The 20,242-nt window shown below is 68.4% G+C and carries 9 protein-coding genes; 5 read left to right on the forward strand and 4 right to left on the reverse strand.

From position 1 onward, the window contains the following. Nucleotides 1-9 precede the first annotated feature (9 nt). A complete protein-coding gene (locus ABZX40_RS26735) occupies nt 10-1,038 on the reverse strand; it encodes a methyltransferase (protein ID WP_355743623.1) in 1,029 nt (342 codons plus the stop codon). Nucleotides 1,039-1,984: 946 nt separating this feature from the next. Here ABZX40_RS26735 and ABZX40_RS26740 point away from each other — a divergent pair. The 3 genes from ABZX40_RS26740 to ABZX40_RS26750 all read left to right on the forward strand — a co-directional run bounded on the left by ABZX40_RS26740 (nt 1,985) and on the right by ABZX40_RS26750 (nt 4,668). Continuing rightward, a complete protein-coding gene (locus ABZX40_RS26740; RefSeq protein WP_355743620.1) occupies nt 1,985-2,572 on the forward strand; it encodes a hypothetical protein in 588 nt (195 codons plus the stop codon). Nucleotides 2,573-3,032: 460 nt separating this feature from the next. After that, a complete protein-coding gene (locus ABZX40_RS26745; RefSeq protein ID WP_355743617.1) occupies nt 3,033-3,236 on the forward strand; it encodes a cold-shock protein in 204 nt (67 codons plus the stop codon). 628 nt (nt 3,237-3,864) lie between these two features. Continuing rightward, entirely contained in the window at nt 3,865-4,668 is an 804-nt protein-coding gene (locus ABZX40_RS26750; RefSeq protein WP_355743614.1) for an inositol monophosphatase family protein, read from the forward strand. A 55-nt stretch (nt 4,669-4,723) separates the two neighbouring features. Here ABZX40_RS26750 and ABZX40_RS26755 read toward each other — a convergent pair whose 3' ends face one another. Next, entirely contained in the window at nt 4,724-5,026 is a 303-nt protein-coding gene (locus ABZX40_RS26755; protein ID WP_355743611.1) for a hypothetical protein, read from the reverse strand. A 1,140-nt stretch (nt 5,027-6,166) separates the two neighbouring features. Here ABZX40_RS26755 and ABZX40_RS26760 point away from each other — a divergent pair. Next, nucleotides 6,167-14,293: a hypothetical protein gene (locus tag ABZX40_RS26760; RefSeq protein ID WP_356009147.1), complete on the forward strand. Its 8,127-nt coding sequence runs from the start codon at nt 6,167-6,169 to the stop codon at nt 14,291-14,293. Nucleotides 14,294-14,408: 115 nt separating this feature from the next. Here the strand turns inward: ABZX40_RS26760 and ABZX40_RS26765 are convergent, their stop codons facing one another. Both ABZX40_RS26765 and ABZX40_RS26770 read right to left on the reverse strand, forming a co-directional pair. After that, a complete protein-coding gene (locus ABZX40_RS26765; protein WP_355743605.1) occupies nt 14,409-18,011 on the reverse strand; it encodes an AAWKG family protein in 3,603 nt (1,200 codons plus the stop codon). Nucleotides 18,012-18,160: 149 nt separating this feature from the next. Next, nucleotides 18,161-18,601 carry a type VII secretion system-associated protein gene (locus ABZX40_RS26770; protein ID WP_355743602.1) on the reverse strand — a complete coding sequence of 147 codons (441 nt, stop codon included), beginning with the start codon at nt 18,599-18,601 and terminating at the stop codon, nt 18,161-18,163. A 945-nt stretch (nt 18,602-19,546) separates the two neighbouring features. Here ABZX40_RS26770 and ABZX40_RS26775 point away from each other — a divergent pair. After that, nucleotides 19,547-19,786 carry a hypothetical protein gene (locus tag ABZX40_RS26775; protein ID WP_355743599.1) on the forward strand — a complete coding sequence of 80 codons (240 nt, stop codon included), beginning with the start codon at nt 19,547-19,549 and terminating at the stop codon, nt 19,784-19,786. The last annotated feature ends 456 nt before the right edge of the window (nt 19,787-20,242 follow it).

Below are 20,242 nucleotides of genomic sequence, written 5' to 3' on the forward strand. Positions count from 1 at the left end.
CTCCCGTGGTCAGGGCCTACGGGCAATCACCACCGCGTTCGCCGTGGGTGCGGCGAAACGCTCCGTTCGCATGTCCGTGAAGCCGACCTCGGCGAGCCAGGCGATGACCTCCGGGATCGTCAGACCATGTCCCCAGGCCTCCACCTGCATGGCCAGACCCATCAGAGCCGCGTCCAGGGGGCCTTCCTCGCCGTCGTCGACGAAGAGCTCGCTGATGATCAACTGCCCGCCCGGGGGCAGGGCGGTGAAGCACTTGGTGAGGATCGTCCCGTTCGTGGGGTCGTCCCAGTCGTGCAGGATCGAGGAGAGCAGGATGGTGTCGAAGCCTTCGGGGAGCCGAGCGTCGGCGAAGAGGTCGCCGACGACAGCGGTGATGCGCTCACTCAGACCCGCTTTCTCGATCTTCGGTTCGGTGAGTCGGCAGACGAAGGGGAGATCGTAGACAGCTGCGCGCAGACGGGGATAGCTGCGGCACAGTTCGATGTCCCAGGCAGCGCCGCCCCCTCCGACGTCCAGCAGCGCCTTCGAGTCACTGAGGTCCACGTGTGCGGCGAATTCGCGGGCGGTGACACTGGACACCGCGCACATGGCCTCCCAGAAGGTCTCCAGCACGACGGGGCCCGCGCCGTCGAACAGGGACTGCTGCCGGTCGGCGTCCCAGGAAGTGGGCCGGTTGGTCCGCACCGCGTCGGCCAGGCGCATCCATCCGGGGTAGCTGTGCCGTTCCAGCATCTCGATCCAGCCACCGAAGTACTCGGGCGCGCTGCGGACCAGGTACTGCGCGGACAGCGGGGAGTTGAAGCACTCGCCGCCCTTCTTGGTGACCAGACCGAGGGCCGCACAGGCGATGATCAGGGAGCGTGCGGGCCGCTCCTCAAGGCCGAGGTGCGCGGCCAGCTGGGCGGTGGTACTTCCGGGCCTTTCGGCCAGGGCGTCGAACAGTCCGATGTCGAGTGCGACGGAGAGGGTCTTGGAGACCCAGAGGCCGGAGGCCATCTCCATGATCTTCTGCGGACCGGGGGGAGGGGTCGGGCCCATCACGGTTTCCCTTCTGCGGACGGTGCCACTCAGCTGCCGTTGCCGATCGCCGCGAGGCCGAATCACGCCTGCCCAACGAGGACACGCACCCGCCGTCACCCACCGCGTCGCCCTGCGGGCGCCTGGTCCCGAGGGAGGTTCAGCCCGGAACCGCCCAGTGCTGGATTCCTCAAGCGCAGTACACATATCGGCGGCGTGGTGGCCGGGTTGCCGGGATACCGGTGCTGCTCCTCTCCACGTCCAAGGCCGGGCAAGGGTGTTGAGCTGAGCTGTTGCCAGCGGCCGGGTGGCTGGCTCGGTCGATTTCGGATGGTCCAGCACAGGAACGTCCGTCGAGGGCTGCCCTGCGGGCGATACGCCACCAGTCTTCCTGAAGGCTGCGCTGGCAGGCACCCAGCGGGATGAAGACAGACCTCCCGAATCATGGGGCACGCCCCGTCTGGGGCTGTTCGACGACAACCCGGTGGCGGGGGTGAAGCGGCTTCAGCACGCCTTTCCGATCTTCAATGCTCGCGCCCGCTCTCCACCGTTCTCCGGGCGGATGCGCTCGGCCAGGCAGGTCCGGTGGGAGATGATGGTGTGGCTTCCTGGACCGTCGCTGCTGCGCGAGTCCAGGATGAGGGCGTCACCACCCGGGCTCAACGTGATCGGTGCACCACAGAAATCGCAGTTCCGGACCAACGCCTCCAGGTCAGCCGGTCGGATGGTCAGCCGCACTGATACCGGCGGATGCCAGATGCACCGCCCTGGCCGCCGGGGCGTCCGTGCTGATGAATCTCCCCGAAAACAGCCGTATCGGATACCTCTGGTGATCGCGGTGCTGTCCGACACAGCCGCCCCCGCTCCACCGCTCGACCCGAGGACCACGCAGCTCGCCCGCATGGCATGCGCTCTGTCGGCCGGCGGGCATGCCCTCTACCCTCGTGCGCAAAGAGAGGAACCGACCTTGCGAGCTGAGGAGTTGGCCGCGGCGGCGGTGCGGGTCATGACGGCGGCTGCTGCGCCGACGGCCGGGCGGAGCGCGTTCGTACAGGAACTGGTGCGGGGGCGGCTGGGCCGAACAGCCCTGGGCGCCGCGGCGTTGGCCCGGCTTCACGAGCACCCTTCGGAGGGTTCGACGGGCATCGTCGTCTCCGTACTGGCCGATGAGCTGCGGGCCGATCCGGACTTCACTCAGCTGCTGATGCGGGCTCTGGGTCCTCCCCCGGGTCCACCTCCACCACCCCCGCGCATGCCCCCGCCCCGGCCCGCCCCGACCGAACCGTCCCGGGGCGAGGTGCGGAGAGTCTGGCTCCTGGGGGTGTTCGCGCCGGTCCTGCTGTACATCGCCAGCTCCCTCGTACCGTACGACTGGTCGAGCGCGGACCTGCTGTACCTCGTCCTCCTGCTCGCGTCCCTGGCCCTGACCGTCTACGGGACGTGGCGCGGAGCATCCCTGCTTCTGCGGCGCATGGACAGCGGCATGCTCAGGGCCGGGACGCTGCTGTCCGCGCTGATCCTGCTCAGGATCCTTCTCGTACCGGTGCTGGGCTGACGTTCGCCGGGCCGCGCCCGGAGCCCGGCGAGGGGTTCCCGTCCCGGGTGCTGGTGGGCCCGTATGCAGAAATGCCGTGAATCCGCGCGATTTCACCGTATCGATCAGGCTGGGCGTCCTGGTCGAAGGCGTGTGCGGCCTGGCCCGGTCCGGTCGGTTCATTGGCTGCCGAACAGATCGCTTTCGGCTCGGAGGCCATGTGGTCGCCGGTCGCAGCTGGGCGCAGCTCGTGTTGCGGGCAAGGTCCCGCAGAGGTCCAAAGGCGTGCTGAACCCCCCGAAGCTCTTGATCTCTGGTGAGAGATCATTTCTCCGTGTAGCGTCACAGCCGGATACCGTGGTCCGTTGCACCTGCCCGCGCTGTGCGCGGGCGCTTTGCTGTGGTGCAGTGCCGGACCAGGGTGATCACTTCCGGGGGCCGCGCGGTGCGGCCTCCGACAGCGAATGAAAGGGCACCAGCGATGGCCAGCGGAACCGTCAAGTGGTTCAACGCCGAAAAGGGCTTTGGGTTCATCGAGCAGGACGGCGGCGGGCCTGACGTCTTCGCCCACTACTCCAACATCAACTCGTCCGGCTTCCGTGAGCTCCAGGAGGGCCAGAAGGTCAACTTCGACGTGACCCAGGGGCAGAAGGGCCCGCAGGCGGAGAACATCACCCCGGCCTGACCCACTGCTCAGCGGGCTCCGCTCGGGCCATGCCCGTACGGCGCCCGGATCCCAGTCGGCTCCTGCCCCTGCCGCCACCGTCAACCGGTTTCGGCGGGCGCAGGAGCCGTTGGCGTTCGCCGGTCCTGCGCCGGTAGGGGACCCGGGGAGGGGACAGCTCCGGCCCTGGGCGGACCCGCCGGGCAGCACGCGCACCTCGCCCTGACCTGGGACTCGATCCTCGGCCTGGCCTCGCTCCCCCGGCCCGAAAACGTCTTGACCATCCTGTGCGTGGAAGGCGCTCTTCGCACAGATGCCCCAGCATGATCCGTTCGGGATGCCAATCAGGCTGGAGGTGTGGCCGGGCCTGCGAGCGCTGGTCCGCTGTTTCTCCTCCGGCGGGGGCAACGACGACTCCCGTGCCAGAGCAGGTGCCGAACTCCTCATCGCGTTCCAGAAGGAAGCATGGAAGTCATGGGCACACACGGCCACGTCCGGGTGGACAACCCGGCTCACGGACCGGGGGCCACCCGCCCCACGTCGGTCTGCCGCCCAAGGGCGTCGGCCGAGCCGGCCGCCTGCCCAGTGCTCAGACCGGGAAGGTTCGCCGGGGCGATGCCTTTCGCCTCGCCTCGATAGTCTGCGCTGCATGATCGACTCATACGCGAGCTCCGATGATGTCGCAGTCGCCATAGCCGGGGCGCAGGCCGGCGCGGACGTGGTCCGTGACATGTACGGGCGGCGGCTCAGCCGTATCGACAAGGGAGCCGGGGACTTCGCCACTGCCGCCGATGTGGAAGCAGAGGAGGTGATCCTCGGTGTGATCCGTGCCGCACGGCCCGGTGATGCGGTGCTCGGCGAGGAGGGCGGGCAGCAGGGTGCCGCCGACACTGCTCGCCAGTGGTTGGTGGATCCCCTGTGCGGCACGCTCAACTACGCCGTCGGCAACATGCTGGTGGCCGTCAATGTGGCGCTGCGCGATGGGGCGGCGGCGGTGGCCGACCCGTTCAGCGGCGAGGTTTTCTTCACCGATGGGGAGATCGCCCGGGTGCGGCATGCCGGGGCCGGCGACACACTGCTGACGCCCACGCCGTCCACCCGATTGGTGGACGTCAACCTGGATCCGCCGTTCCCGAGTGCCCCGGGATTCCGGGCCGTGGATCTGCTGGCCCATCCCGGGTTCGTCGAGCGTTTCAGGCCGCGCGTCGTATCCACGACGCTGGCGCTGGCCTGGGTGGCTGCCGGCAAGCGCGCCGCGTATGTCACCGATGGCGGCGACCTCTCCGGAAGCGTGCATTTCGCGGCCGGTATCGCGTTGTGCCGGGCTGCCGGCTGTGTTGTCACCGGGATCGACGGTGCTCCGGTTGGCGAGGCGGGGCGTGGGCTTGTTGCCGCCGCCGACGAGGAGACCCACGGGCTGCTGATGTCGATGATGCGCAGCCGAAGCCACTGAGTCTGAACTCGTGATGCCGGCTCAGGGTCTCGTCGCTGCCGCGCGGACGCTTGCTCTACGATTCCGTGCTTGCCAGCCGTGCGGCGACGATCGCCACGAAGCGCTGCACGACGGCGAACGGCAGCGTTTGCGTCGCGTCGAAGAAGACCTCTGCCGGCTTCTCCTCCTCGGGCGCGTAGACGAGCACCGTCACGGCTGTCGGCCCTGGAGCCGGTGAAGGAGGCATGGCAGGGGCTCCACCCGGAACCATGCGGGCCTCGCTGAGCTCGAAGTGTGTGGTCCGGTCCTCAGCCGTACCGGTCTCGGTGGTGCGAGCGCAGTACAGATCACCGTCGTATTCCCAGGTCAGCAACGACATGGGGGTGATGCTGGCACACCTGCCGCGGTCAGCGGTCGGGCATTCGCAGCACCACGTCCGTCAACAGGCCGGATCCAGGCTCAAGCCGGTGTCGGCGAGACAGCCATCCACCGCATCGGGGCGGTACTGGATCTGCTTGAGCCGGTGTTTGGAGGCGGACGTTGTCCCAGACCAGCACGATCGGACCGCCGGGCTGGATGCGGGCGCGGACGACCAGGTCGCGGAAGTCCCGCCACCCGAACCCCTTCGGCTCGTCCCTACGCCCCCGGTACTCGCGGGTCGCATACATGAACCGAGACCGCTGGCCAGGCTTGTAGCAGGCCATGCCGGCCATCGACACCCGTCCCGGGCCCCGCCCCCTGACCTGCACGACGGGCGTCCGGCCGATCCGGCCCCAGGTCCCGGCATTCTCACAGCCTCAATGAAACCCTTCCGGTCGGTCGGTATGCCGACCGGCTCGCTGTGGGGCCATGGCCGCTTCACGGCGGGCGGCCCACCCGTTCGGGCGCCACTCACTGCCCGTAAGCCCGACGGCGACGCACCTATGCTCAGCCCATGTGCGAGTTACGTCCGGTGGAAATGTCCTGGACCCTCGGCGGTCGGCGCGACGATCGTCGGTACGGGTGGTGTCGGCTGAGGTTTTCTCAGGTGTCACCGTGGTCCTGGTCCGACGTCTTCCGGACGTTCCTCCTGGTGCGTGTGGGGTGGCGGCCTCTGGTTGGGGCGGCACTCTTGCGGATGGCCACCGAGGTGTCCAGGCAGCGAACCTGGCCGCTCCGGCCGCTCAACCAGATGGGGCTTCGACCCGGGCCCGCCGGAGGCCGGCTTTCTCTGCCCGGAGGCCCTGTCCGGCATCTGCTCCAACGACCTGCGCAGTCTTGACCAGCTCATCGACTCCCCGGCACCGGCCATGGAAGAAGCGTGGTTCTTCGTCTGCTCGGCGGGCGACGGCCTCGACCGGTGGGGCGAGGAGGTGCGCGTCCACGATGGGGCGGCGCTGTCCGTGGAGCGTCGCGGATGAAGCATGGGCCGAGGTTCCCGTCATCTGCGCGAAGTCGGAGGAGGCCTGTACCGGGAAAGCGGTCTTCCGGCGCTTCGCCGTGTTGGTGGGGGACGAATCTCCAGGAGGTGGGTGTTCGGATGGCTTCGGATGAACTGAACGGTCTGTTTCTCGTGTTGACCGGGCAGCGGATGCCTGATGCCGATCCGGAGCTGATGCGCGCCTATCTGGTGGCGCCGCAGCGTGAGCTGGAGGCTCGGATCGCGGAGGTCCAGGCGCTGCTGGTGCGGGTGGCGCAGTCGGTGGCGGGCGGGTCGAACGGCGCGTTCAGTGAGGCGTATTACGAGGCGATGCTGACTCTGGCGCAGCCGGAGGGCAGGGCGGTGCTGGCGGGTCTGGGGGACGCGGCCCGGGAGCTGGGCGACGCGATGGAGGAGTCGGCCTACCAGGTCGAGTACGTGAACCTCATGATCGTGTTCCAGCTCGGGATGTTCCTGGTCGAGTTCGCGGCGACGTTCGTCATGGCGGTCTTCAACCCGGTGCAGGCTCTGATGCGCCAGGCGTTCCTGCGCAACGCCTACGGCAGGATCCTCACCAGCCTGAAGTTCAGGGTGCTTCTCGCGATCGCGGAGCAGCAGGTGCTCCAGGGCGGGCTGGCGGTGGCGATGGACCGCCTCGCGCAGTGGACGCTGGCCGGGCAGGGCAAGCACACCGGCCAGGGAGACACGTACCTGACACAGGCGGCGGCTTTCGGCGCGGTGGCGGGCTTTGTCTCGGTGCCGGTGCAGTTCGGCGCGTCCTGGCTGGCGCAGAACCTGATGAAGCGGACGGCGCGCGATGCCGGGGAGGGTCTGTTCGAGGAGTTGGACAGGGCGTTGTCCGGGCGGCAGGGAGGTCCTGCGGGCAAGGACGCCGGGGACGCACCTGAGGGAGGTCCGGTGGTGAAGCCGGTGCCGCGGCCCCGTCCGGGTCAGGGCTCGGACGGGTTCACCGGGAAGACCCTCATCACCACCGGGAACGGCCGGGGCGGCGGTGGTGGGGACAGGGCGTTCGCGCGTGGCTTGTCCGGTCAGGTGTCCGCGGTGGTGGACGGGTTGTCGCGGGGTGGTGATCCGGGTGCCGTGGGCCGGTCGTTCATCGATGGCATGGGGGACGTCTTCGCCCGCCGGTTCGGTGACGACATGGGCGGTGACGGCCTCGCGCGGGAGCTGGGCGAGGACTGGGCGGGCATCTTTCTGCGGCACCTGGACCGTGACGGTCTGGGTGACGCGCTGCGGTCGGTGCTGCTGGACGGGCGGCTGCCGGTCGCCGGGCTGGGCGACGATGTGGTGCGGGTCATGTCGCAGCGGGTGGAGCACTGGTTCGGTCCACGGGGATGGGTCGGCGAGTTCACGGAGTTCGCCCTCCACGGGATCGGTGACGGCGTGACCGGCGTCGGTTCGGAGGTGTTCTACAACACGATCACCCAGCAGAAGGTGAGCGTCAGCGGTGGTGGATTCCTCACCTCGATGACCAGCGAACGCTTCGCGGACGGCTTCAACATGGGGGCGGACTGGCTCGCGGCCAAGTTCAAACCGTTCGGCCTGAACCTGGGCACGGCCCTGAACCTGAACACCGAACCGAAGGCGGACGGTCTCGGGCCGCTCTCCACCACCGGCACCGTCCCCGCACCACCTCCACCAGCGGCACAGGCTCCGGCCGCGGACCCGGTGAACACCGGTGGCGGAAGCGCCCACGGCAGCATCGACACCGGTCCCCCGCTCATCACCGGCACCGGCACCGGCCCGTTCAACGCACCGGCCATGGACGGCGTACTGAAGGGTTTCGACCCGTCCGGCCCATCGGTATTTCCGGCGACGACTCCCACACCGCTCAGCGTCCCGACCGTCGATGTCCCCGGCTACGGTGTGCCCGTCTTCGGACCACCGCCGGTCAATGGTCTGCCGTCGCCGTATCCGGCCCCTGTTGCGAGTGGTGAGGGTGTGTACCGGCTGCCGGACGGCATCCCGCCGCACGGGAAGCCGGATTCCAGTCCCGCCGGTCCCGGTGACGTGCCGGTGCCGACGGCGGAGAACCGTGACGCGTCCGGTCAGCCGGAGCGGGATGCCCCGCCGCCGGTTGTCACCATGCCCGTTCCGGACAACGCTTCCACCGCCACGCCCAGGCCGGAGGCCATCGGCACACCGCGCCCCGGCACGGACAGGCCCATGGCCGGTGACGCCAGGACACCCCACCCCGGGGCAGGCGAGTCCCAGCCCTCGGCCGACCGGCCCCGCTCCGGGCACGTGGCCGAGCCGCGGCACGGACAAGGGAACCGGGCGAGCACCGAGGCGCAAGGCTCTCCCGCCCGGACGATGGGTGACGGACGCGGCACCGACGGACCCACGTCCGGCATCGTCCGCCGCACCATCGGCACCAGCATCGCTGAGGGTCTCTTCGGTCTGCTCTCGCCCGGCACGGACACGCCCACGGCTACGGGCGGGCCGGGGACGGATTTCCGTCGTCCCGCACCGGGCGGGAACAGCAGCGGCACCGACGACGACACCACCGGCACCGCAGCCTTCGCAGAGCAACGCGGCGACCTCGGCTCAACGCCCCTCAGCCCTGTGTTCCCGGCGGACACCGACCCGGAACCGGGCAGGCACTCCGGCCCGGACTCCGGCCCGGACTCCGGCCCGGCAGCCACCAGCACCAGGCACTCCGGGCACTCCGGGTCCTCCGGGCACTCGGCGACCACGGAGAGCGGCGTCCTGACCGACGCCGACTTCCTGCATCCCGGGGCTGTCCCTACCTCCTCCTCCCCTGGTGAGAGCCGGCTGCGTGCGGCCGTGGACGCCGCAGCCGACACCGCGCGCCGACAACACGGCACCGAGCAGGCCGGCATCACCGACACCGACACCGACACCGACACCGACATCAGCAGCGGAGCCGGCAGCCCGCATGCCCCCACCCCACTCCACGTCATCAACTGCGTGGTCCTGCTGAAACACCTGATCGACCACCTCCACCCCCGCGCCAACCCCTCCGCCCTCGGGGACACCGACCGCGCACCCGGCGGCAGCGGGCCCTCAGCGACCGGATCCGCCCGCACTGTGGACGACCTCGGCACCGGCCGGGACAGCACCGGCCGTGCACGCGAACTCGGTCTCCCCGACGACCCCGGGCTGCTCGCCGGCACCACGAACGCCGAGCAGTTCCTGGCACCGGGCCCCGGCTGGACCACCGTCAGCTCACCCACCGCGGTCCGCGACGCACTGCTGAACCCGGCGACGGAGCCCGGCTCCACCGGCCTGATCCTCATCCAGCACGACACCAGGCCCGGTCACGCCTTCGCCGCGCACCGCACCGAGACCGGGGTGCGCTGGGTCGAAATGCAGACCGAGACCCCCGACGGCCCTCTGATCAGCGACGACCAGCCCGCGCACTGGCCCGTACGCACCCGCGCCGTCGTCCTCGGCCCCGACGGCAGAACGATCCCCGACGCCCTGGACGACGGCACAGGCGACCTCACCGACCGCCGGCCCAGCGACCTCGAAGCCCTCCTCGATCCGCCGAGGGACCGTACCTACGGCCGCGGTACCAAGGCGCCGTCACTGCCTCGGCTCCCCGACTCACTGATGCCGTCAAAGGCCCTCCGCGAGGCGATCCTCCTCTACATCACCCAGGATCAGCTGAAGGATGTCCTCGGTGTCAGCAAGAGCAGCGTGGTGGCCTGGGCGAATCCGACGGGACCCAAGATCACGGCGAAACGGGTCCACTGGGTGTCGGTGTTCGCGCTGATCATGCGCCTGCACGGGCTGCACACCTTCGACGCCGACGGCCCCGAACGGACCTGGTACGACCAGGTGACCAGCCACCGGCCGGTCCGGGACTACATGGAAGAACTCCTTCCCCGGGCGTACGAGCACATCGTGGTCCTCCCTCCACGGTCTCTGCGCCGGGGACTGGCCTCGGGTGTGTCGTCCTCGACGCTGGACAGCCTGGTGCAGGTGGCCAGGACCACCGTCTCCCGCTGGGAGAGCGGGCGTCAGGACCCGGGTAACAGCAACCAGGCGACCTACGCTGCCGTACTCACCCTCGTCATGGACTTCTTCGGTCTCGACACCTACAACGCCGACAGCCCCGAGCGTGCCTGGTACAACACCACCCTCCACAACCCCGACGTGCAGCGGAGCAGGACCGAGCGCCTCGATCATGTGGTCACACGTCTCACCGAACTGGGCCTCGGCCCAGAGCGCCAGGACGGCGACGACCCGCCACCCGAGCCGGAACCCACCGGCGGTGGGCACGATCCGGAGCCGATCAGCCTCAGCCATCCCTGGGCACCGGCCGAGACCGACCCCGAGCCATCCGGCCCGCCCGGCACGGTCCCCCCGCCCTCCCCGATGACCGGCCACGCCCCGGCCCCCGCCGACTCAGCCCCTCGGGCCGCCGGGCTCAGGGCCGCGCACACCTCGGACGAAGACGTGTGGTCGTATCTGAACCTGGACATGATCTACGGGGAGCCGAGCGGCCAGAGCGCCCTGCCTCTGCCCACGACGAGCGACGAGCGCGGCATCCTCCGCAATGTGAACAAGGACCAGTTGGCGGCCGTTTTCGGTGTCACCAAGACCGTTCTCAGGTCATGGGGGAAACCGCGCGGACCGGCAAAGGGACGCGTGCTGTACGTGACAGCACTGGCCCTGGCCATGGAGGCCCACGGCCGGCACACCTACGCCGCCGACAGCCCCGAGCGCACCTGGTACGACGACATCACCGCGCGCCCCCCGATCCACGATGTCATGGACGCGCTCCGACCCCGGGCCCGGCGGCATGTGGTCATCCTCCCTCCGCAGCCTCGGCGCCAGGGACTGGTCCAGGGCGTGCCCTCCAGGGCCCTGGACCGCCTCATCGGGCTCGACAACGACACGGTCTCCTACTGGCACAGGGGGATCTGGAACCCTCACGAGGCCCACCAGGCACCGTATGCGGCGATACTCACCCTGGTCATGGACTTCCTCGGCCTGCACCGGTACACCGAAGCCGTCGACCGCGACTGGTACGACCTGGTGACATCCAACCTGGCCGTACGCAGGTTCAGGACCGGCCGCCGCGATGATGTGTTCGCCCGGCTCACCGAACTGGGCTTCCTCCGCGGACGGCACTACGACAGCGCGGCGCCCGCCGACGGGGGGCACGATCTGGGGCTGGTGCGTCTCCATGCCATCGCCTCGACGGCAGCCGCGGAGGAGTCCGTTGCCCCCGCCCCGTCCGGTACCGATGACACCACGGCCCTCGCGAGCCCCGCCCTCGTGCCCGACACCACCGCCGACTTCGACTCCGCCTTCTCCCCGGGTTCCAGCCCCGTCTTCCCCGTACCCAGCCCTCTTCTCAACGCCACTTCGCTCCTCGTCTCCGACCTCCCGTACGACACCATGTCCTTCTCCCAGCCGGGTCACTTCTTCGACATCACCGCCCTCCCCGAACCCGGCCCGCCCTTCGACATCACCTCGCTCCCCGAACCCGGCCTCCCCTTCGACATCACCGCCCTCCCCTTCGATATCGCCTCACTCCCCCAACCCGACCCGCCCTTCGACATCACCACCCTCGCCGAACCCGACCTCCCCTTCGACATCACCGCCCTCCCCCAACCCGGCTTCCCGCCCGACTCTGTGTTTCTCACCGGCACCACACCCCCGTTCGACACCGCGTTCCTCCCCCAGCCCAGCCTGCCGTCCGACACCGTCTTCCCGCCCGACACCACCCTCGCGCCCGACCCCTTCGCCGTATGGGACGACGGTGGCGGGCTTGAGTACGCCGACCCCGAGCCGCTCTTCCTCCCCGACACGCCCCTCTCCACCGCCCTCCCCGACACCCCACCCTCGTTCCGCCTCGCCGACGAAGCCGGGCTCGACCGGGCGGAGGATGCGGCAGAGACGGCGGAGACGGCAGGTGTCCGGAGTCCGCTGGACGGGACCGACTCGCCAGGGACGATGCGGCAGCTTCTGTCGCGGGCAGGCCGGCGTCTGGGGCGGGATCTCGTGGATGTCGCCCCTGGCGGCAACTGCTTCTTCGACGCGCTGATCCAGGCAGGACGCGACGTGCCGGAGAGCATCCCGCCCAGCATGCGGCGCGATGACATCCGGCACTACTTGGCCGATGACCTCGACGAGGACATGGACAACTTCGGGAACGACAGCGCCTGGGCCTCGTTCCGTCACCTGATCGTCGACGACCCCACCGACGAGGACGGTCAGTCCCCGCCCCGTCTCGACCCCTACACGAGGTTCGTCCACGTCATCCGGACGCCCGGCCTGTGGAACTCCCAGGCGGGCGACTTCGCCCCGCAGCTCGCCGCCCGCGCGTTCAATCTGCGGATACATGTACTGAGCGTCAGCCCCGACAGCCTCGCCCAAGCCCAACCCGTCGTCACCACCACCTATGGAACGGCTGGTGCACGGCAGATCTGGCTGGCCCACGTCCCCGGCCACTGGCTGGCTCTCCCCCCGAGCGCGACGAACCCCGCCCCGGGCACCGCTCGGGACACCGCCGATCAGGCCGTACCGCCGACCGTTCCTGTCCCCGCCACGAAGGAGCAGCGCTCCCGGCTGCGCGAACCCATCCTCCGGAATGTCTTCGCCGTCCTGGCCGACACCACCCACAACAGCATCAAGCAATGGGAAGCGGGCAGTGTCATCAGCGAGAAGAAGGCGGTGAACTACACGGCGGCGCTCGCCGTCGTCGCCGAGCACCATGCGCTGACCATTCCGCCGGAGGACGCCGAGTTCCTTCAGCGGGCGCTTGCCCACGACGACGTCAGACGCCGCATGAAGAAGATCAGACAGGATGTGCTGGCCGTTCTGGTGCCGCCTCCTCTCCCCGCCGACCACAAGCAGCGCGTCCGCCTGCGCGGTGCCTTGAATCAGGAGGACTTCGCACGCCTCGGCGGCTTCTTGGCGAAGGGCCTCCCCCTGTGGGAGACGCTAGGCAATCCCACGGGCACCAGAGCGGTGCGCTACTCCGCGGCCCTGGCCGCGGCCGCCCGGTACAAGCTCGGCACCGATGAGAGCGGTGTGGACGAGTCGGAGCGAGAACTGAGGAACAAGGACATGCAGTTCCTCCTCCAGGCAGTCGCGCATGACAAAGTGAGCAGGCGGATGGGAGAGATCGGGGACGAACTACAGAAGCAGTTGAGAGAACGCGAGCAGCGGGGAGAGACTCCTTCTGGGCAGGAGCACGACAGCCCCGTCGCACCTCCGGCCCCCTCCCCCCGCCCTGTCGCGGCGGAGCCCTCGCGCGGTCGCAAGCGCCCACGGAGCGACACCGCGCCAGCCCCCCGCCGATCGAAGCGCATCCGTACGGCCGCGCAGAGCACCGCCCATGTCACCCCCGCCCCGCCCTCCGCCCGAGGGGCCTCCCCCTTGTTCACCCCGCGTCCCTCCTCACCCGACTCCCCGCTCTCCACCCCGCGTCCGTCCCTCCCGTCCTCCTCACCCCCCGACAGTCCGCCACCCCCTCCGGCCAAGAAGCGCCGGGCCAGGACCGCACGACGCCAACCCGCCTCCCCTCCGCCTCCCGTCCCCCCTACCTACGCACAGCGCAGCCGCCTGCGCGGCCGAACCAACGCGACGGCACTGCGGCAGATCATCGGGGTTTCGGGCGGTGTCATCCAGGATTGGGAGAGCACGAGCAGTCCGAAGGGCAAGAACGCGGTGGCCTACACGGCCGTACTGGCCCTGATCGCCGAACAGCAACTCCCCACCGAGCAGCACGAGGAGGATGCGGAGTTCCTCCGGCTGGCCCGTGCCCACCCCGAGGTGAGCGCGCACATGGAGAAGATCCGCACGAAGATAGTCAGCCTTCTGCAACGCCTGCCTCTCCCCACCACCTACGAACAGCGCATCCGCCTGCGCCGTGGGCTGGCCAGAAGCACACTGGAGAAGATCCTGAAGATCTCGGACGGAAGCATGAACCGATGGGAGACGAAGGGCGATCCGTCCATCGAGGCCACGGTGAGCTATACGGCGGCACTGGCCGTGATCACCGTGTACGCGATGGAGACCGGACGCGTCCGGCTCAACGACGAGGACGCGGACTTCCTCAGCCGGGCCTACGCGCACAACGACGTCAGCAATACCATGGGCACACTCCGGACCCCGATCCGCCAGGCACTCGACGTCTTCTGGGCCCGTCCCGCCCGCCGACGGCACGCCACCCCCAGCGACACCACCTCCGACGATCAGGACCTGGCCGAGGACACCTTCCGGACACTGACCCGGGACGCCTGACCACCCGCCTGATCTCGATCTCCTCCTGGCCCGCTCCCCACCCACGACCTCACCGCCCAACCGTTTGTGCGGCGGGAAGTCGGGGGAGCGGGCGTCCTCGGTGGTTCTTGGGAGGTCAGCGGCCGATCGAGGCGGGCAGGCCCTCCTCTCCCGTGCCCCAGACATCCTCCTCCTCGTCCCAGCCGGTGTTCTGGGTCTCGGGGCGCCAGGCGCCCTGGGAGTCGCCGGGCCCGTTTCCGTGGCCGCTGGTCGGCGTCCGGCTGGGTACCTCCACGGGGTCCTCGTCCTCCTCCGAGAAGACCTCGGGAGCGGAGAGGTCGGCCGGCTGTTGCCGGTAGCCGCTGGTGGCGACGAAGACTCCGTCGCCGTCCGGGTCCTGGTAGTTCTCGCGGGTACGGTCGCCCTGGCCCTGCTGGCCGCCCTGACCGGCCATCCGGGCCATACCCATCATCATCATCATGGGGGACATCAGGCCGCCCAGGGCGTTCATGCCCATGTCGTCCCCGGTGGCTCCGCCGGGTGCCGTGCTCGGGAGACCGGCGGCGAGTGACTGGCCGGTCGGCACGCCGCCGTTGGCGGCTGCGGTCTCCGGGCTGGGTACGGCCTGGAGCTGTCCGTCGGGGCTGGTGATGGTGGAGCTTCCGTCGGGGAAGGTGGTGGTGGTGAAGCCGTCCGCGCCCACCGTCGAGGTGGCGCCGGAGGGGAAGGTGGTCGACAGGGACCCGTCGCCGTTGTCGAAGGTCAGACCACCGGAGCCGGATGGCAGGCTTCCCGAGCCGAAGCCCGTGCTGAGGGTGGGGATGTCACTACCGCTGCCGCTGCCGCTGCCGAAGTCGGGGCTGGTGTCGATGTCGGTGCCGCCTGCGATGCTGGTGTTGGTGGGGAGGCTGGAGGTGACGGTGCCGTCGGGGTTGACAGTGACGCTGCTGCCGTCGGGGTAGGTGGTGGTGAAGGCGCCGTTGTCGCCGATGCTGGTCCTGGTCCCGTCGGGGTTGAGGACGCTCTGGCCTTCGCCCAATTGGCTGGTGACGGGGTCGCCGTTGGCGGGGTTGGTGGTGACCGTGCCGTCGGGGTCGATGGTGGTGGAGCTTCCGTCGGGGAAGTCCATGGTGAGGCTGCCGTCGGGGTTCTGGAGGGACACCGTGCCGTTGGGCGCGGTCAGCTGGGTCAGCCCGTCCGGGGTGGTCGACTCGACCACGCCGTTGGGCATGGTGGTGGTCTGTACGCCGTTGGCGTCGGTGTTGGTGATGCTGCCGTCGGCGTTGTGGGTGACCGAGCTGCCGTCGGGGTTGGTGGTGGTGATGTTCCCGTCCGCGTCGATGCCGGTCGTGGAGCCGTCCGGGTTGGTGAGGAGATCCCCGGGGTTGAGATTGCCGAAGGTCGAGATCCCGGTGGGGGTGGTGGTGGCGGTCTCGCCCTCGGGGGTCACGGTGGTGGAGCTGCCGTCGGGGAAGTCGGTGGTGAGGCTGCCGTCCGGATTGAGAGTGGCGATGCTGCCGTCGGCGTTGTGGGTGACGGAGGTGCCGTCGGGGAACTGGGTGGTGATGTCGCCGTTGGCGTCGACGCTGGTGACGGAGCCATCGGGGTTGAGGAGTGACTGGCCCGGGGCGAGGGTGTCGGTGGTGACGGTGCCGTCGGGGTTGGTCGTGGTGATCTCGCCGGTGGGACTGACGGTGGTGGAGCTGCCGTCGGGGAACTCGGTGGTGAGGCTGCCGTCCGGGTTCAGCGTGCTGTTGTTGCCGAAGGACGTCAGGGTCGCGGGGTCGCCGGTGCCGGTGGGTCCGCCGGTCGGGCTCGTCCCGCCGCCTCCGCCGAGGGGCAGGCTTCCGATCCCGGCGAGGTTCCCGAGGGTGTTGATGTCGTTGCCGAACGGATTCGACGTGGTCGTGGCCGGGTCGGAGAGCAGGCTGTTGGGGTCGAGGGCACCACCGGTGCCGGTCGGGTCCGTGAGCAGACTGTTCGGATCGGAGAGGAGGCTGTCGGTACTGCCGAGTCCCACCTCGGAGCCGAATCCGCTGACGCTCGTCGGGTCCGAGAGCAGGCTGTTCGGGTCGAGCGCTCCGCCGCCCGCCGCGTCGGAGAGCAGGCTGTTGGCATCGCCGAATCCGCTGACGCTCGTGGGGAGGTCGGACGCGAGTGACTCGGCGGTGGGCAGATTGTTGCCGAAGTCGTCGGAGATCGTGGTGGGCGGTAGTCCCCCGAGGGAATCGCCACCCCCCTGCCCCAGGTTGTTGGCGAGGTTGTTGAGGTTGCCGAGACCGTTGTTGAGCCCGTTCCCGAGATCGTTGCCGAGGTTGTCGAGGCCGTTCCCGAAGTTGTTGCCCAGATTGTTGAGCCCGTTACCGAGATTATTGCCGAAATCGTTCAGATTGTTCCCGAGGTCACCGAATCCCTGGTTGACGTTGTTGCCGAAGTCGTTCATCGCGTCATTGAACTGCTTGTTGCTTTCCTCCTGCTGCTTGTTCAGCTCCTCCTGATTCTTCTTGGCCTCATCCTCCAGTTTCTGCTGCTCGATCTCCTGCTTGTCCTCCTGGTACTCCTGACTGAGCGAGGACGTGGAACTCTCATCGAAGGCGAACGCGGTGTTCCAGTTCGGGTTCATCACCCGGGACCAGTTCTCCTGGAGTGTCTTCACCTCGGCGCGTGCCGGGGTGTCGAGATTGACCTCGACATTTGTCCGCCAGCGGTACTGCGCCTCATTGGCGATCGCCGACCAGGTGCTCATGTCCCGCAGGTTCCCCCACGTCGTGGAGTCCTGGTAGTCGTCCGCTGTCAGCATCTCCGACATATTGCTCTCGGAGACATAGTCACTGTTCGAATACTGTCCCGGGACATACCGCAGGACGGTCTTGGAGGTGTTGTGCTCGTTGATCCAGAGGATCAGATCCCTGACTATGTCGCGCAGCACGGCCGAGGGATCGGCGTCGATGACCTTGTCTGACCGTATCCCGTCAGGGTTGGTCACCTGGATGCTGGAGCCTCGCTGATACATGACGTTCAGGAGCGAGTTGAACAGCTGCCGATACGCCTGGTGGAGGTCGGTCTCCGCCTGGAGCAGTGAATCGCCGTGGATGGTGCTGGCCGTGTTGCCTGTGGACGGGGATGTGGCGGAGAACTGGTACCCCGACGGCGCCAGCTCCAATTTGAAGTGCTCGTACTTCTCGTGCAACTGGTGGATCAAGTCATAGAAGACGCTGGCCGCCGTTCCCTTCCAGGAGGCATTCTCGTCCCCCAGCCACTGGGTCCACTGTTTGAGTTCTTCTGAATTGGAGTTGAAGAATTTATAGGCAAGATCGAAGGACTCGGCGATCCTGGGAAAGGCGGTGAGATCCACTCCCTGCTCGGGTGCGGGTGCGCCGCCGGCACTGCTGTACACACCGATCGTCGTGAACGGCTTCTGGACGAGGGAGATGAGCGCTTCCCAACTGCGCTGCCAGTACTGGTGGCCGGCGTTCTGGTCGGTGAATCTGATGTCCGCCTGGTACAAGGTCGCGTTCTGGCCGCGTCCGCTGAAGAACTGCAGCGTGGCGCCCATGTGGTCGTCGCTGAACTTCTGGATCAGGGTCTGATTGGGCTGGGGGCGGCCCAGCCCCGTGATGTTGATGTCCGTCAGCCAGGGGATCCCGCCGCTGCCCTTGGAATCCAGGATGTTCGCCCGCGACTCCAGGCTGAATCCGGTGAGCAGGTTGATGATGTTTTCCCAGTTGTCCGCCGGCATGATGGATGCTCCGTCTCTTCTGTACCCATGCCCGTCGTGTCAGGCCGTTGAATCAGGGCTCTGCGCCAGATCTCCGGGCCAGATCTCCGCGCCATCTCCGCGCCAGATCTCTGCGCCAGGACTGCGTGCGACTCGTTCGAGGACCTGTCTCAGGACTTCGTGTCCGAGGTCGAGGTGCCACCGCCGCCGGTGCCGCCGTCCATCTCACTCGTGTAGTCGTTGATCGCGGAGAGGAACTTCTGGCCGTCGATGCTCGCCAGGCTGTCGCCCTGGGTTTTGAGCATGGTCTTGATGACGTTCTCCAGCTCGAACTGAAGGTCGCGAATGGCAGACTCATGCTTGAGGAGGACCTTGTCGATCGCGCCCGCGGCGGTCACGGTGTTGCTGAGGACGGTCTCACCGCCGGTCTCCGAATCACCGGTCATCTGGCCGAGGGCCAGCGGACGCGGCATCGTGGAGACATCGAAGAGGGAAGGCGGGGTCTTGCCCTTCCGGCGCTCCTCGATGATCCGGTCCAGAAACGGCTTCAGCTCGCCGTCGATGAACTGCTGGAGATTCGTGGAGTCGAGCTTTGTCAGATCAGCGGGCATGGTGGACCTTCCTCACCGCGTGAATGGATGCCTTGGAGTGGACGGGACAACGCAGAAGGCGGACACAACCCCGGAATGGGGTTTCCTTCAGCGGGGCGCCCGCAGGCCAAGCCTCCGGGCAGGACTTCGGAACCGTCTTTCGATACCGCGCACAAAGTTTTCGCCCCGGCGCAATCCGGAGCACCGGCCAGACCGGGCCGGGCCGTGGGCACCGGGCGTCGGTCCAGGACCTCCGGTTCGGGCCCGATCAGCCCTCGTATGGCCCGCAGCCCACTTACCAGGGTCGACGGATCGACGACCTGCACGAGCGAGCAGGGCGCGGAGTCTGCCGACCCGTTCGCGGACGATCCGCAGGTCGGGTCTGCCGTCGCTGCGGAGGTTCGCCGGTTCGTCGGCTCATCGGCGGCGATGATGCCGTGATCGCGGGGAACGGTGCCGGTCAGGCGTTCCCGGAGGCCGCGCTGCGAGTCCACTTGGCGACGTCATGTGTGGCGGGACATCGGTGCGGTGACCTTGCGATTGCCTGCCCGTGGGCGCCGGGGGGCGCGGGCGGGGCAGGCCGGCCAGGGTCCGGCGGCCGATCGTCCCGAGGAGGCCGAGCCTGCCGGTCCGGTTGCGACAGAGTTCCGGGCTCGCCGCGGCGACTGGCGGGTTCCGTCAACGCGTTGGGCCCTGTCGAGGTACAGGTACAGCACGTAGTGATCGAGTCGGAGATGACCGGGCACGGTCGGTGATGGTCAGGAACCGTGTACTTTCATCTACCGAAATACGGACAGCGACGGTCGGCCATGACAAAGACCGGAAAGAGACCTTTCGCATCCCTCTCCCTCCCCATGGGGCAAGACCTGTGCCCCTCTGTACTCCGCGACCGAATGATGTGTCGGTCGGAATGGAACGCGTAGTAACTTCTGCGAGCCAATTCAAATTCTCGAAAGGTGGCGGCAGATGAAGCTGAAGAGAGCACTGGCCGGGCTGGGACTGACGGGTGCGGTTGTCGCCGGAACACTGGCAATGACCGCAACTCCGGCTTCGGCGGCGTACAACCGGTACGTCGGCACCTACGCCAACATGTACGAATGCCAGTCGGCGGCAAACTGGTACAACCAGTACCCCCTCGACGGGCACTACTTCTACTGCTCTGCTCGCCCTGACGGCGCCGGCAACCTCTGGGAATACATTCCGTAACCAGCGGTGGTCCGCTGAGCGGACGCTGACCGAGGCTTCACGGCGTGGATGCGATGGATGCGACACGACCCGGCGTCCACGCCGTGGCTTCTTGCTGACCTTGAATGTGTGATGTCGTCATGGTGGCTGGTGCCGGGGACCGGTACCGGTGCGGGTGCCGGTGCCGGAGGCCGGTGCGGGTGCCGGAGGCCGGTGCCGGTGAGGCAGCCGTCGAGGATGTCGTGGCGGTACTGGAGAAGGTCAGTAGGTGTTCGTTTTCGGCGCCAGTTGAGGGCTTGAGGCAGAAGTTGCGGCAAGTCCTGTTGCACCGTTCCGGCAGTGACGCCGCGCCAGGCGGCACTGACGTCCCAAGTGCCGAGCGTGACCAGTTCGCGTGCTGGCCCAGGGACTCATCGCCACCGCCCACAAGGGCCCTCCGACACCGCCGGGTGCGTGGGTGTCGGCGTCGCCGGTCTC

The sequence above is a fragment of the Streptomyces sp. NPDC004610 genome (genome assembly GCF_040609715.1).
Taxonomy (GTDB): domain Bacteria; phylum Actinomycetota; class Actinomycetes; order Streptomycetales; family Streptomycetaceae; genus Streptomyces.

Coding starts and splice junctions, on each gene's coding strand:
- ABZX40_RS26770 (WP_355743602.1), bottom strand. CDS start 18,601: ATGCCCGCTGATCTGACAAAGCTCGACTCCACGAATCTCCAGCAGTTC.
- ABZX40_RS26745 (WP_355743617.1), top strand. CDS start 3,033: ATGGCCAGCGGAACCGTCAAGTGGTTCAACGCCGAAAAGGGCTTTGGG.
- ABZX40_RS26775 (WP_355743599.1), top strand. CDS start 19,547: ATGAAGCTGAAGAGAGCACTGGCCGGGCTGGGACTGACGGGTGCGGTT.
- ABZX40_RS26755 (WP_355743611.1), bottom strand. CDS start 5,026: ATGTCGTTGCTGACCTGGGAATACGACGGTGATCTGTACTGCGCTCGC.
- ABZX40_RS26760 (WP_356009147.1), top strand. CDS start 6,167: ATGGCTTCGGATGAACTGAACGGTCTGTTTCTCGTGTTGACCGGGCAG.
- ABZX40_RS26765 (WP_355743605.1), bottom strand. CDS start 18,011: ATGCCGGCGGACAACTGGGAAAACATCATCAACCTGCTCACCGGATTC.
- ABZX40_RS26735 (WP_355743623.1), bottom strand. CDS start 1,038: ATGGGCCCGACCCCTCCCCCCGGTCCGCAGAAGATCATGGAGATGGCC.
- ABZX40_RS26750 (WP_355743614.1), top strand. CDS start 3,865: ATGATCGACTCATACGCGAGCTCCGATGATGTCGCAGTCGCCATAGCC.